Source organism: Kineothrix alysoides (genome assembly GCF_000732725.1).
Taxonomy (GTDB): domain Bacteria; phylum Bacillota; class Clostridia; order Lachnospirales; family Lachnospiraceae; genus Kineothrix; species Kineothrix alysoides.
Genome location: NZ_JPNB01000001.1, coordinates 555896 through 570324, shown reverse-complemented (window position 1 = coordinate 570324; position 14429 = coordinate 555896). Strand labels below are relative to the sequence as shown.

Sequence of the window (14429 nt, the reverse complement as noted above, 5' to 3'; positions counted from 1 at the left end):
ATTGCTCTAATAGATCAATCATCTATTTTCACAATAGCTCCTCCTTTGTAAAAGCCAGTAATAAAATTCACTTCTTTTCCGTTTATCGCTCCATATAATCATAAAGTTTCCATAAAGACATGTAACCTTACAAATTATTTGCACTATACTATAAATCCACGAAATCTTTTACCAAAGCTTTAACATTTATTTTTTATTCATATTATTAGATCATAGGTCAAGGTACCGTTTGTCCCTCCGAATGCTTTTAATTTCTGTCCGTATCCGGTCAATGCAGATTCCCGTTCAGAAGCGTACCATCGGTTCCAAAGCTATACTCCACGCCATCGATCACCTGTCGACCGGTGAGGATTTTCCCATCCTTATAATAAAGATACTGTCCAGAATCATTCAAGGCCCATCCCTGAGTGGTGTCCGGACTGATTGTCAGCTTGATATAACGGTATAATATTGCGGAAAACTCTCCGCGGGTAACACCAGATTTTGGATTGAACCTGTTTGCACTTTCCCCCATCATAATGCCTGCCTGCTGCGCAGCTTTTACCGCCTTTTTGCAGGTATTACCAATATTAAGATTGTCTGCGTAGGCAGCCGCTTCACGTTTCACCGGCAGGACATAGCCGGCAGCTCTGGCAAAGTTTGTCATAATTACCGCCATTTCCTCACGGGTAACGGTACGCTCAGGAGCAAACCTTCTATTGCCGGTTCCTTTCATAATACCTTTTCTATATGCCCATTCGACATATGCAGCATGCACTTTATCTCCCGCCACATCGGTAAAGCTGCTGGTCTTATAACGACTCACATCCGCACCGGACAGCTTGCCAAGAGCTGCTGCCAGCATTTCGCGAGTCATTGGCGAATCAGGAGAAAACCTCGTGTCTGAGATTCCGTCAAGCAGCCCTCTGCCTGCCGCATAATCGATGGATTCCTTTGCCCAATGGTCAGAAATATCCATAAATTTTGCGTCAAGTGGCATATAAGCTATTCCATAAATCTGAAAACGATTAGCAGTAAATATCACACGGCCGCTATTCGCATCATAGACGGATTTTGAGATACGGCTGGTTTTTTTATCTGCCCCTACGGCTGCACCGTAAAGGCAACCTCCAAATTCCTCTTTTCCAAGCCCTACGACAATACCGATAATTACGGAACCACTGCCCAAAGAGCTGATAACCACCGGCTTACCTTTCTCGGTCGAAGTAATCTCGATATCAAAAGTGCTGCGAAGCCCTTCTGTAGCTGCCGGGTTGACAGAGATGCTAATGTCGCCGCCACTCTGCTTTTGGACATCCTTTAAAGCCGGCAGATCAAATTGAAAAGTAACCGGAAGCCCGGAAATTTTAAATGGTCTGCCTTCCCTTACCAGCCGGCTCAGTGCGGCGCGCTCTATAACAAGAGTAAAGCCTGCTGTGTCTGAAGCCTTTAAGAAAATCTGTGCTTCCATACTTTTTGTAATGCTTCCCTTTATTTTAGCATCTAACTGTGCCTTCTCAATGGCTGCAAGTACCATGGTGTCGGTAATTACTATAACTTCGTGAGTTTCCGGCCTTCTTGCCGGGTTCTCCGCCTTAGTACTCGCGGCGCTCACAGTACTTATGATACTCACGGGTTGTCCGTCTTCTTTTTCAGGAATTATCTCTTCGGGCATTATCGTTAATATACCATTTTGATGAACAAGCGTATAATTCGCACCAACTGTGTCATTCAAAACGGCATTTACCGAGAATCTAACCGGAAATGTACCTGCCTTCACAGAAGATGCGTCAGCATCATACTCCGCCATGGCCTTTACGGCAAGCGCATTGTCTTCGCTGTCCGTTCCAATAAAACCGTTATAGCTTAAGGTAGCCGCAGGCAATAGATTACCTGCCTTTATAGTTTTATCGTCGGCTTTTACTATGACTTTCTTTTTCTCAACAGTATAATTCCCCAGCGAAAGTCCGACAACTGCTTCATAATTTAATCCTTCTGAAATATCAACCGTTACGGCATATTTCCCCGCATTTACAGGGGCGGTTATTTTATCGGCATATTTGACTGTAATATCGCCAAATCCGGTCAGGCCATCTTTTCTGGTAACTGAAACTGGCTGCTCCATACCATTATATACTACCGCAGTTAAGTCGCATTCCAGGTTTTCCTTTGCAACCATTTTTTTGCCGATTGTAAAATTTATATTCTTAGTACCCTTGAAGTTGTTCCGGCCGCTAAGTGTCGCCACGGCAGTTCCGGCATTGATGTTTCCTTTGAGGGATATAGTATAATCCACACCTTCTTTCAGCGTTTCACCGTCAAAAACAACGGAAATCTCCGGTGTAATCTCACTGCTGGTATAGATGTAAGTACCGTTTATCGTTACAGTAGCTTTGGAAATATCGCGCTCAGTCAGATATAGCCCTCTGCCGGACTGGGGATTTTCCACCTTTTTAAGAAGCGGAAGCTTGTTGTCCGCAATCGCCCATATAGATGCGTCATTCCAGCTTGAAATATTCCAGCTGCCTGCATTTGTCCAGAAAGCTGCGGTGTTTATCTGTGCAATAGTCACGTCTTCTCCGTCAAGGTCGGAAAGTGTTTTAGCACTGCCGTTTCTCATGCCGGAGAAAGCATAGTTATTTAAGAGCATGCTGCCATTATTACAACCCACTACACGTCCTACATTGTTTATACCACTGACGCCGGAATTCAGTCCAACGCTATTTTTTACCGTACTGTTACCGCCAATACTTCCCGCTACGCCGCCTATATCGCTTACGCCGTTGACAGTACCGGTTGCATAGCAGTTTTGCACGGTACCGCCACCGTCAAGATTTCCCGCTACACCGCCTGCATTGTCTCCTATGGCCTCTACCCTGCATGTGGTATAGCAGTTTTGTATGATGCTGCTGTCGTTAAGGCTCCCTGCTATGCCCCCAACATTACTCGCGCCGCTGACAGTACCGGTGACATAACAACTTTCCACCATTCCATTACCATCGACAATACCTGCCACGCCGCCGATATAGTTGCCTGTACTACCCGCAACACCGGTGACACCGGCGCCTGCGATTCCCAGATTCCGCACCGTGCCGCCCTCTACATAACCAAAAAGGCCTGTATATGTTCCTGCCCGTTTCGCATATAATCCTGTAATTATCTTGCCGCCGCCATCAAAAACCCCTTTAAAAGCAGCAGTATCGCCAGCCCCAATTGGTATCCACCCCTCACTGCTCCTGTAATCGGACAAATCAATACTGGCGGTAAGCTTATAATATTTTCCCGTCTCCGCATAGGGAGATGTGCCTGCATTTACTAGCTCCGCAAGCTTTGCAAGCTGAGCGGCAGAGGCGATTTCATATGGCCTTTCACTTGTGCCTTCACCGCCTGCAAAATAATGTCCGCTAATGTGATAAGGCAACGCCGTATTTTGTTCAGGCAGGATATTTTTTCCGGCGCTATCCAAGAGGACGGGACACTTTCCTTCCTCATAACTCCAAGGATTGGATCTCAAAGCTTCAGGAAAGCCTGCCGATGTTTTCAGATCTGCTGCGTCCTTCGATTTACCATCTACTCCATTTGCATCATTAATAACGGCCTTGGGAATTTTATTTTCCATGACCTTCATGCCACCGAACGCTATATTGTCGGAAGAAATACCGGCTGCCGCAATAACACCGGCTACCCGGCCGACTTTGGAATTACCGCTGATACTGGAGTTTAGAGCAGCACAATTTCGAACTGTGCCGTAAGGGTTAACAACACCAACCACACCGCCGACTTTAGTACTGCCGTTAACCGTTCCTGTGGCAAAACAATTTTCCACTGTACCATAATATACATAGCCTGCCACACCGCCTGTTTCGTCATTTATTCCATTAACCGCTCCGGTGCTATAGCAGTTTTTTACCTTAGCCCCATTTCCATCAGCGGCGCCCGCTACACCACCGATACAGCGTGTCCCCTCCACTGCAGCCGCGGCATAACAGCTCTCCGCATTTCCTTCTGCTTCTATATACCCTACTACTCCACCCACACATTGCCCCCCGGTAACCAAACCGTCCGAATAGCAATTTTGCATGATACCGGCTTCTTTAGCAAGACCTGCTAAGCCGCCCACACGCTCATTGCCGGTAACCGTTCCGACTGTATGACTGCTTTGCACCTTGCTGTTAACTCTGACAACACCGACAACACCGCCGACATTGTTATTGCCGGCAACGGCTCCTATCGCATAACAGTTTTGTACCAGGCTGTTATTATAGATATATCCCGCTATCCCTCCGACATTGTTATATCCGGTTATATCTGCGCCTTCCAAACCAATATTTCGCACCTTGCCCTTGAACAATGAACCGAACAAGCCTGTACTGTCATAGTGGTTCCCTGTTGTTGTCCTGATATACAGTCCGGTAATCTTATGGCCGTCTCCGTCAAAGTTTCCCTGAAAGGTATTATAATCTCCATATCCTATAGGCACCCAGCCCCTTCCGCCATTAAATGCGGTATTGACAGAATTATAGCCGGATAAATCAATATCTGCGGTAAGTTTATAATATATTCCCACGCCCCCATAGACTGGATTGGTCCCCAGGTCATTTACCAATTCCGCCATCTTCGCCAGTTGGGCAGCATTCGAAATCTGATAAGGATTTTCCTGCGTGCCCGCCCCCGGAAAATTAGGATTCCCTCCGTCCACAATGTGAATAGGCATGTCCACCGCCATGCCAAAAAGACCGGGTAAACTGCCTGCTGTAATTGTCCAGACCGAGGTGTCCCAGTTTCCGGTAAATCCGGACGAAACCGTCCAAAAATTTTCTTCGTTAATTTCTGCAGCGCTCTTGTCCGCTCCATCCTTGCCGGCAGCATCACCGACAGCAGTCTTCTTTGCGCCATTTACCTCTAGTATCATGCCGCTGAAAGCCGCATTGCCGGAGAAGGTACCGCTGCCTTGAAACCCTGTAATGCGCCCGATGTTCATATCAGAAGATGCTGCAACGCTGCTGCCCAGCCCCGTACAATTTTGCAATACAGCACCATCCGCCCAGCCTGTCACACCACCCACATAGTCTGAACCGCTTACGATACCGGCGGCATAGCAGTTCTGTACCGTACTGCTTCCTGCAGTCATCCCGACCAAACCACCCGCATAGCTTGTACCGTTGACAATGCCGGCAGAGTAGCAGTTCTGTACCGTGCTGCTGCCGTTAACACTACCGGTTACGCCGCCCGCATAGTCTTCACTGCTGACATTGCCGGTAGCGTAACAGTTCTGCACCGTGCTGCCGGAAGCAATTGATCCCGCTACGCCTCCGGCGTAGCCGCCCCCTGTAATATTCATATCTATGATGCCAAGATTTTGCACTGTGCCGCCATCCACACAGCCAAATAATCCTGTACCGCAGTAATGATTACCGGCTGTCGTCTCGATAAACAATCCGGTAATTTTATATCCGCCTCCGTCAAAAATTTCCTGAAAAGGCTTACCCGGATCATATCCTATAGGCATCCAGCCTTTGCCGCCGTTCCAATTCCTGCCATAATTCGAAAGATCTATATCATTTTGAAGTGCCAGTGTACCCTTACCGCTTTCATCATTGAACAAGAAACTTTTCAGCCGTCCACAGTTAACCAGCGTAGCGATTTCAGCAAGCTGGTCTGCATTGGTAATCGAAATCGAAGTATCGGCCGTTTGGCTGCCCGCCATAAAAAACGTCATCGTATGCGCTGTTGTCATTGGGATATATACTGTGATTCGCGGCACTTCTACATCATTCCCTAGGGTATAGCCTTCCGCGGGCTGCGCAGTAAACACATACAACCCTTTAAGGGGACATTCCGTGTCATACTCGTGATCGGCTTCCCACGTTATAGGAATTTGGACCGTTTTACCCTCCACCGTACCGGCAAGAGTCGCCGGAAAAAACGGCTCGATAGTATTCTGCCAACGAATATCGTCGGTCAGTTCATCGAAGGTTGTAATACTCCCTTTTATTTCATCCGCCATTACTGCAACGGGCTGCAGCTCAGTACTTGCCTGGGGGATGATTTCCTCCGCTGCTGCCGCGCTGTCTTCCACTTCATCAAGAGCGGTACTATCTTCATTTATTTCATCCACCGTCACAGTAATAGACGGCAGTTCGGCATTGACCGCGAATCCTTCGATTCCAGCGATAAATATATAAACTCCTGCTTTCTCACTATCATAAACCGGTGAAGCAACCCATGTTACCGGCACGGTCGTTTCCATCGCCCCGGCTGTCTGTGCTTCCTCTCCATCCTTGGTATCCATTGCAGGACATACCATTGCCGTAAGACTCTCCGGCAACTCCAAATCCTCTAAAGCCGTTCCTGGTGGCACCGCCCTCTCCGCCTTCTCCAATCCTCCAAATGAAATAATCTCAACACCTGTACCGGGAAGGATTTCCTCCGCTGCCGCCGAAGCGGGCATAGATCCCAGTGCCATGACAACAGATAGCACTATTGTGAGAAATCTCCGGTATGGTTTATGCTGACTCATATACCTTTTCTCCTTAGTTTAAACCAATTGCCACCTTAAACTTGTACCGAATCCGTACTCCACAATCCAGCGTGACACAGTTTACCTACAATATCTCCTATAAATATGTATTTATAGCGTTTAAAAATATACACTTTTATAGAATACCGTCAGATTATGGAAAAATCAATAGTTAAATAGGGTGAAATACCCGCATGAATAGGGGGAAAGTCTGGACTTTTCAAAGTTTTGTATACACAAAGTTAAGTCGATAATATGAACTTCATTCTTCAAATTGGACGGGCGTTATATACCCGGAAAGATATAAAGGATTTTATGTATTTTTTCTTGAGGAAGGTCTGGAATTTTTTTATAGCCCTAGTTCCTTACGAAGTTCCGGATTCTCTTACGTTAACCTTTTGATTTGTCCATAACATGAATAAAGTGCAGTTCCATGCCCAGGAAACGCACTTTATCGGTATTTTTGCTATTTATTTGCCTGGCGATATAATGAGTTCTAATCAAAGGAACGTCCGTCAAAATTCCTGAAACGAACATGCTATCTTCATGAGCCGGTTTTGCTGTAGCAATTTTAAATGCCTTATCAGAGCTCCTTCTTGCCATAAAGCAGACCACATTTCATAATATTCCCTCAACTATGTGTATACTTTATGATACCATTTCCACATAATTTCTTAATTTAAGTGTCTAGTTTATGATACCATATCCCGAGTTTATCATTATTCACCGTTTACTTGACAGAGAGCAGTTTCGTTTATAATTAATTACGGAACAACATTTTTGTTTATTATATAAAAATTTTTAAGTTTTTAATATTATTTTGAAAATTTTGGTTTATTTTTTTATTTAACGTCATTGCTCCTGCGACAGCCCATTTTATGGTACATCTTGCTATCGCCTTTTCATCCTTTCAAGTGCCGCCTCCGAGGATATACATTCCGCATACCTGTTATTCCACATATATTCATTATAATATTCATAGCTTTTTTCTGCTGTCATATACTCATTATCTACCGTTGTATTGGCATGTGCCGGTATTATAATGTGGAACCCATGCTCAAATCCACATTTTACAGATGCATCAATGCAATAATCCGTTTGAAGTCCCGCTATAATAATTTCCTTTTCGCCCTTTTCTTTTAGATATTCTTCCAAGCCGGTTTCTTTAAATGCACTGTTTACATTCTTATCGAATATTCTTTCGTTTTCTTCCGGCTTGAATTCTTCGTAAATTTCAAAGCCCTCCGTTCCTTTTACCAATTCTCCGCCATCGCCATCGTCGTGCCGCACGTATATTACTTCGACATCATTTTCCCTGGCCTTTTTTATCAGCGACTTAACGCCGGATACGAACGTGCCGAATTCATATAGGCTTTTATTAGTTATTAGCTTCTGTGTATCAATAATCAGTAATACCATTTTCTTCCCTCTCTTAAGTGCTGCCACTTTGCCTTGTTATATGAAATATTCTATGGTTCTTGCCGGCGTCTTCTGTGTCTCTTTGTTAAAAATAATGACTGCCTCTCTGGTTTCTTTCGGTCCGAGGGCATAAGGTCCCTTTCCTGCATCGTTCATCATACCGGATGGAACCCGGCGGTTAAAACTATATGGCATATCCGTAATCAGTTCGATTTCCTCTTGCTTAAACGGCTTTTTTCTATAATAAGGGTCAAATAAGCATATCCTTTTTTCGTCGATTCCCGTCAGCAGCACATAATGCCAGCTGCCGTACATCACCCGGGCCACCACTGCGCCTCCCTGCTGCAGCGCCGACACGATTTTGCTGTTTTCACCGATAGTGACATTTTCTCCTGTAAGATATTCGCTCTGGACCGGAATCTTTTTCACTTTTCCGAACTGATTCAGCCAGTCGCTTATGAACATCATCGCCATGCGCGAGGTTCCATTTTTCCCGAACTCGCCCTTTTCGTTATAAGCATCCAGACAAAAAAGCATGATATGCTTGATAATATCGGGCGGAATCTGCTCCCGCCTGAACAAAAAGCTCATAGCATTTATCAAGGTAGTCGGACCGCAGTCATATTCGGTAATCTGGTAGTTCAAAGGATTCTTCATCCCTCATTCACCTCACTCGTCATAAGTACTCTCGTCAATTCTGCAATTCTTACAAGTTCCTCCTCCGTCGTGTATTCTTCGCAGGAATGACACTGGTTCATAGCGCAGGCGAGCACGATTCCCGTTATTCCATGCTCCGCCATCGCATTATTATCACTGCCGCCGAAGGTCTGCTGGAGAGAGAACGGAATATTCAAAGTCTCACATGCCGCCTCGAATCTTCGAACCACAGGATGCTCCTTAGGCGTTTCATACGCTTGACAATTAGTAATCACGTCGAACTTTACCGCAGCCTGAAAAGCCTCTGCTGATTTCTCAAATTCTTGCTTTACCTCCTGGGCCGTTTTCAATGCCTTCTTATGGGAATAGCTGCGTATCTCCCCGCCAACCGTGCAAAGCGCAGGCACAATATTTGTGGCAAGTCCGCCTTGTATCACGCCTATATTGAGCGTAGTAACATCGTCTATATGCCCCAGCTTCAGCCTAGCAATGGCGTCTGCCGCCGCCTGAATCGCATGAATGCCCTCATGGGGTGCAAATCCCGCATGAGATGCTTTACCGTTAACCTCTATCTTGAGAGAAAGAATCGAGGGTGCCCGATAAGCGGCTGCGCCCACGTCTCCCGTTAAGTCGAGCACGTATACCTCCTTGGATTTGATATTACTGTAATCGAACACCTTCGCACCCTTGCAGTATATTTCCTCAGCAACCGTAAACAACACTTCGATAGGGCGATGCTCCAGCTGCTTCTCCTTTATCGTGTACAAGGCTTCCAAAATTGCTGCAATTCCCGCAAAATCATCCGCTCCCAACACGGTATCTCCCTTGCTTCGGATTATCCCGTCAGCGCCTGAAACTGCCTGTTTGCCTCTGGACGGCTCCACCGTATCCATGTGGACACAGAAAAGAATCGGCTCTAACTCTTCCCTGCCCTCCAAAAAACCGTATATATTACCGCAGTTTCCTCCCAGCTTACTGCCTGCGTCGTCCTCCGTTACGGTAAAGCCCAGTTCCTCCAGCTTGTTTTTCAGGTAATCGCCCATCTCCCTTTCCAATAAAGAAGGACTGTCTATAGATACCAGACGGGTAAATTCCTTAATGAGTCTTTCCTTATCAATTGTCATTCTCATAACGATACTCCTTCCAAAGTCAGAAAATCTATGCGGATGTGATTGAGTTATACAAACACAAACCTCCTTAAATATAAAACATAATCTCATGTTCGCCTTTGTGCTTTTCTGCTTCATTCACAAGGTCTAAGAGAGTAATTCCCTGCGAGGTTTCACTTATCACCTCATCCAATGTGTCAAACACCGTGATTCTGAGTGCACTCTCAATATCCATGGCATTTTCTGCCACGGTTTCCTGCGTCCTTTCGAACAAGGAATCCTCCACCGATGCCAATACCTCGAATACCGTTATCTGACCCGGTTTGCGCGAAAGCAGATAGCCGCCCTGCGCCCCCTTCGTGGACGTGACCACGCCTCCCCTCTTTAAGAGAGAAAAAACTTGTTCCAAATATATTTTTGAGATACCGAGTTCTTTTGAAATATTAATTACCGTTGCATATTCTCCGCTGTCATAGCGCTGCGCCATATTCGTCACAGCAGCCAGTGCGTAGCGGCCCTTTGATGATATTCTCATGCGCGTCCTCTTTTCTCCATTTCATACTATAATAATATGTTTTATGAATTATATAATAAAAAAGAATAGTCCATTTGTCAATATCCTATTAACCGAGTAGGAATTATTGCGTTACAGTTCAGCCGAAGGATGAACCGTAACATTACCGCAGGCCGTCCAAAAGGCTAAAAAATATGGACGATTTACTTGCCGTTAAGTCGATGATATACTTTTTATATCCATATGAAAAATATGCATGCACAATAATTTCTTACAAAAGATCATAGACGGGATTAACCTCCTCCGTATATACGTTCCAATTATAATATTGTGATACAGAAATCCGTTAATAAAATGAGGCAATAAGTCTCAATCTTAACGCATACGTACTTTTGTCCTTTTAAGTCAAGAAAACAATCTCAAATTTTTCTAAAATATATATGAAGGTAATGATATGAATCAAGACAATAAAGTTGAAATAGTTCAGGCTATGCAGGACTATATAAAGAAAAATATTGCCATATCAAATTTTAGTCTGAAAGCAATGTATGAACACATAGGATATTCAGAACGTCATGCCAAGCGACTTTTTTGCGAACTGCTGCATATGACACCGAACGAATATGTGAGAAGGACAATGCTCACTTCGAGTACAAAAAAGCTCCTGGAAACCGAAGACAGCATTGTAGATATCGCGCTGGATACCAATTATGAGACACATGAGGGCTACACCAGAGCATTTAAAAAAAGCTTTCAAATCGGTCCCGCTGAATATCGAAAATCGCCAAGAGCTATCCCTTTGTTCGTCCAGTATCCTGTATCTTCATATCATGCCTATCTTAATCATAAGGAGAGATTGGAAATGGATAAAAACACTATGATTTGCACGGTTACGCCGGTTGAGAAACCAAAAAGAAAGTTAATTATTTTACGTTCTGCCAGTGCTCATGATTATTGGTCCTTCTGTGAGGAGAATGGCTGCGATTGGGAGGGCATACTGAACAGTATTCCTGAGAAAACGGACACTGCCGCCATTGTAGAGCTGCCGGAGTTCTTAGTAAAAGAAGGCACTACCTCTACGGCTGCCGGAGTAGAAGTACCTTTCAGCTACAATACTGCTATTCCGGAAAAATATGAAATCATCGAAATCGATTCCGGCATCATGCTTTATTTTAAGTCGGAGCCTTTTGAAGATGAAAAAGATTTCGGAATTGCTATCGACTGCGTATTTAAAGCATATGAGACCTATAATCCCACTGAATTGGGATATTCCTATGAGAATGGCGCTATACCGAAATTTAACTACGGTGCCTTCCCCGAAACAGGAGCAAAACTGGCTATTCCCGTAAAAAAGATATAGAACGAAAGTGTGCTCCGCGCGCGTAGCTGCGCATCTATCTTTCTTTAATAGGAACATTTTCCTATTAAAGAACAAAAGGGTATCCCGCAAATGCTGTCCTCCCTTAGAACAGGCAGTTTAAGAAATAAAACTATGCCTTTCAAGGAGGGGTACATCATTTTGAGATACCCTTTATTCTATCTGAAAATTATTTCCTTCTCGCTCTCAGCTCTCCATCTTCCAGAACGATTTCTATCGTGTCATCCGCCCCTACCGCATCTGCCAGAATCAGCTTTGCCGACAGCGTTTCTACATACTTTTGGATATAACGCTTTAACGGCCTTGCTCCGTACACCGGATCATAAGCGTTATCCACGATGTAACGTCCCGCCTCCGGCGACAGCTCGACCTTAAGATTTCTGTCCGCCAGCCGTTCGTTCAGATCCTCCATAATCAATCCTATGATACCGCCGATATTATCTTTCGTCAGAGGTTTGAATAAAATTGTCTCATCCAGTCTGTTTAAGAACTCCGGGCGGAAATGGGCACGAAGCTCTCCCATTACCATGTTTTCCGCATCTTCTCCGATGGTGCCATCCTCCCGGATGCCGTCCAGCAAATATCCCGCACCAATATTGGAAGTCATGATGAGAATGGTATTCTTAAAATCTACGGTGCGTCCCTGTGAGTCGGTAATGCGTCCGTCGTCCAGTACCTGCAGCAGCACATTGAATACGTCGGGATGCGCCTTTTCTATCTCATCAAACAGAACAACCGAATAGGGCTTTCTTCTTACCGCTTCCGTCAACTGTCCGCCTTCCTCGTAACCAACATAACCAGGAGGCGCTCCGATTAATCTGGATACGGAGAACTTCTCCATATATTCGCTCATATCGATGCGGACCATATTGTTCTCATCATCGAAAAGCGAGGCTGCCAAAGCCTTGGCAAGTTCTGTCTTACCCACTCCGGTAGGCCCCAGGAACAAGAAGGAACCGATAGGCTTTGTCGGATCCTTAATCCCCGCTTTAGAGCGTATAATCGCATCCGTCACCTTGGTGACACCTTCCTCCTGCCCAATCACACGCTTGTGCAGCTCTTCGTCCAGATGCAGCGTCTTGTTTCTCTCACTTTCCGTCAGCTTCGCCACCGGAATGCCCGTCCATCTGGAAATTATTTTAGCAATTTCTTCCTCGCTGACGCTTTCATGCACCAAAGACAAATCCTCGCGTTTTACTTTCTCTTCTTCGATTTCTAATTGTTGCTTTAATGCAGGCAGCTTTCCATAGCTTAGCTCCGCCGCCTTCTCCAAGTCCATATCCCTCTGTGCTATCTGAATCTCATTGTTGATGGCATCGATCTGCTCTCTGAGCTTGGAGAGTTTATCCACAGAAGCCTTTTCATTATCCCACTGAGCCTTTCTGTTGTTAAACTCCTCTTTTAACTCGGCAAGCTCCTTCTGCAAGACGGCAAGCCGCTCTCTGCTCAACCTGTCCTCTTCCTTTTTCAGAGCCGTTTCCTCGATTTCCATCTGCATGATTTTCCGGCGCAGTTCATCCAGTTCTGCAGGCATGGAATCCAGTTCCGTCTTGATCATGGCACAAGCTTCGTCCACAAGGTCGATGGCCTTATCCGGAAGAAAACGATCGGAAATATAGCGATGAGATAAAATAGCCGCACTGACGAGAGCATTATCCATTATTTTAACGCCATGGAACACTTCGTATCTTTCCTTCAGACCGCGCAGTATGGAAATCGTATCCTCTACTGTAGGTTCCTCCACCATAACCGGCTGGAATCTCCGCTCCAGCGCTGCATCTTTTTCGATATACTGTCTGTACTCATCCAAGGTGGTAGCGCCGATACAATGCAGTTCACCTCTGGCAAGCATAGGCTTGAGCATGTTGCCCGCGTCCAGAGCTCCATCCGTCTTCCCCGCTCCTACGATGGTATGCAGCTCGTCGATGAACAGTATGATCTGACCATCGCTGTTCTTCACGTCCTCGAGGACAGCCTTCAAACGCTCTTCGAATTCTCCCCTGTACTTCGCTCCTGCGACGAGGGCTCCCATATCCAGCGCAAAAATCTTCTTATCCTTTAACCCCTGCGGCACGTCGCCTTTCACGATACGTTGTGCGAGGCCCTCTACAACCGCGGTCTTTCCTACGCCGGGCTCACCGATAAGCACCGGATTGTTCTTCGTCTTTCTGGAAAGAATTCTTATGATATTGCGGATTTCATTGTCTCTTCCTATTACGGGGTCGAGCTTCTGGTTCCTCGCTTTTTCCACCAGATCCTGACCATACTTTTCCAGAGTGTCATAAGTAGCTTCGGGATTATCCGATGTAACTCTTTGATTACCCCTTACGGTAGAAAGCACCTGTAAAAAACGCTCTCTCGTAATTCCGTATTCTCTGAAAAGTTCTCTAATTTCCTTATTCGGATTCTTGATCATGGCAAGAAATAAATGCTCTACGGAAACATATTCATCTCCAAGCTGCTTCGCTTCATCCTCCGCGCTGATAAGCACCTTATTTAAATCCTTGCCCACATATACCTGACCGCCCTGAACCTTCACTCTCTTCTGAACCGCCGCTTCCGCCCGGTTCAGAAAATGGTCTTTGTTAATTTCCATCTTCTCGATCAATTTAAGAATCAAGCTGTCTTCTATCGTCAGAAGACTGTAAAGCAAATGCTCCTGTTCTATCTCCTGATTGCCGTATTCGTATGCCAGCCGCTCGCAGCGTTCTACTGCCTGCATGGACTTTTGTGTAAATTTTGAAATATTCATAGTAACTCCTATCTGTGTGCTTTAGCACACGTATAAATCAGGATGTTGAAAAAATATCTTTTCAACCTATTCACTCCGGCCTTTTACTATAGGCCTAAATC

At 45.3% G+C, this 14429-nt stretch carries 8 protein-coding genes; 1 reads left to right on the top strand and 7 read right to left on the bottom strand.

The window, feature by feature from the left end:
• Positions 1-268 precede the first annotated feature (268 nt).
• From CC90_RS0102715 to CC90_RS0102690, 6 genes are all read right to left on the bottom strand, one after another.
• The gene (locus tag CC90_RS0102715; protein WP_081905846.1) at positions 269-6499 is read right to left on the bottom strand and encodes an S-layer homology domain-containing protein; all 6231 of its coding nucleotides are present in this window, start codon (positions 6497-6499) and stop codon (positions 269-271) included.
• 390 nt (positions 6500-6889) lie between these two features.
• A complete protein-coding gene (locus tag CC90_RS0102710; protein WP_031389293.1) occupies positions 6890-7102 on the bottom strand; it encodes a hypothetical protein in 213 nt (70 codons plus the stop codon).
• A 288-nt stretch (positions 7103-7390) separates the two neighbouring features.
• Positions 7391-7918: a cysteine hydrolase family protein gene (locus CC90_RS0102705; protein ID WP_031389292.1), complete on the bottom strand. Its 528-nt coding sequence runs from the start codon at positions 7916-7918 to the stop codon at positions 7391-7393.
• A gap of 36 nt (positions 7919-7954) precedes the next feature.
• A complete protein-coding gene (locus tag CC90_RS0102700) occupies positions 7955-8575 on the bottom strand; it encodes a peptidase C39 (protein ID WP_031389291.1) in 621 nt (206 codons plus the stop codon).
• The gene (locus CC90_RS0102695; protein ID WP_242843231.1) at positions 8572-9705 is read right to left on the bottom strand and encodes a M20/M25/M40 family metallo-hydrolase; all 1134 of its coding nucleotides are present in this window, start codon (positions 9703-9705) and stop codon (positions 8572-8574) included. The genes CC90_RS0102700 and CC90_RS0102695 overlap by 4 nt, the downstream gene beginning before the upstream one ends.
• A 67-nt stretch (positions 9706-9772) precedes the next feature.
• Positions 9773-10219 (bottom strand): RrF2 family transcriptional regulator, encoded by a 447-nt coding sequence (locus CC90_RS0102690; protein WP_031389289.1) that lies wholly within the window; start codon positions 10217-10219, stop codon positions 9773-9775.
• 433 nt (positions 10220-10652) lie between these two features.
• Here CC90_RS0102690 and CC90_RS0102685 point away from each other — a divergent pair, with 433 nt between their 5' ends.
• On the top strand, positions 10653-11558 hold the full coding sequence (locus CC90_RS0102685) for a helix-turn-helix transcriptional regulator (RefSeq protein WP_031389288.1): 906 nt from the start codon (positions 10653-10655) through the stop codon (positions 11556-11558).
• A gap of 187 nt (positions 11559-11745) precedes the next feature.
• On the opposite strand, the gene clpB is transcribed toward CC90_RS0102685, so the two are convergent.
• On the bottom strand, positions 11746-14328 hold the full coding sequence (gene clpB / locus CC90_RS0102680; RefSeq protein WP_031389287.1) for an ATP-dependent chaperone ClpB: 2583 nt from the start codon (positions 14326-14328) through the stop codon (positions 11746-11748).
• Positions 14329-14429: the final 101 nt, after the last annotated feature.